The following is a 932-nucleotide window of genomic DNA, read 5'->3' on the forward strand; positions in this document are numbered from 1 at the left end:
GACTAGATACTATGGAAGGGCCGCGGAAGTAAGCCTCCTGGAGTAAAACGAGGATTCCGATACCCGTTTTCCGAGAGGAGTACGCAAATGAATGCGCCTCGCACAGCCCTTCACGGGCAGAATACAACTATCACCGGAACGCTGTATGTCGCCTTTGAGCTGGGCGACAGGAGTTGGAAGCTTTCGCTGGGTGATGGGGTGCGCGCGCCGAGCCGCTGCACAGTAGCCGCCGGCGATACGGCCGCAGTCTTCACGGCGATTGCGAAGGCCAAGGTCCGCTGTCATCTGGCCGCCGAGGCTCCGGTGCGCAGCTGTTACGAAGCCGGGCGCGACGGTTTCTGGCTGCACCGCTGCCTGGAGGAACATCAGATCACGAACCTGGTGGTGGATTCGGCCAGTATCGAAGTGAACCGGCGCAGGCGCCGCGCCAAGACCGACCGTCTCGACAGCGACAAACTGCTGTCGATGCTGATGCGTTACTACGCGGGTGAATGCCGGGTGTGGGCAGTCGCGCGCATCCCGACTCCCGAACAGGAGGATGGCCGGCGGGTACACCGTGAGCTCGATCGCCTTAGGCAGGAACGTACCGCCCACAGCAACCGGATCCGCTCGCTGCTGGTACTCCACAACCTGCGGGTCGAGCGCATCGGTGGGCGTGCGTGGACGCATTGGTGGGCACAGAACGCCGCCCGTTTGTTGCCAGGTGTGCGCGCCGAGATCGACCGCGAATGCGATCGGCTGACGCTTGCTGCCAGCCAGATCAGGACGCTCGAGGCGCAGCAGCAGCGTGAGGTTCGCAGCGGCGCTCAACCAGCAATCGCGTTACTCGCGCGCCTTGCAGGTATCGGAGCAGGCAGCGCCTGGACGCTGGTCAGGGAACTGTTCGGCTGGCGACAGTTTCACAACCGCCGCGAAGTGGCCGGCTGCCTAGG

At 63.7% G+C, this 932-nt stretch carries 1 protein-coding gene; it reads left to right on the forward strand.

Translation table 11 applies throughout. The annotated features are described in order from the left end of the window. Positions 1-87 precede the first annotated feature (87 nt). Positions 88-932 (forward strand): transposase (locus AWB78_RS46205; protein ID WP_062612444.1); only part of this gene is annotated, 845 nt, incomplete at its 3' end.

This window comes from Caballeronia calidae, assembly GCF_900044055.2.
Taxonomy (GTDB): Bacteria; Pseudomonadota; Gammaproteobacteria; order Burkholderiales; family Burkholderiaceae; genus Caballeronia; species Caballeronia calidae.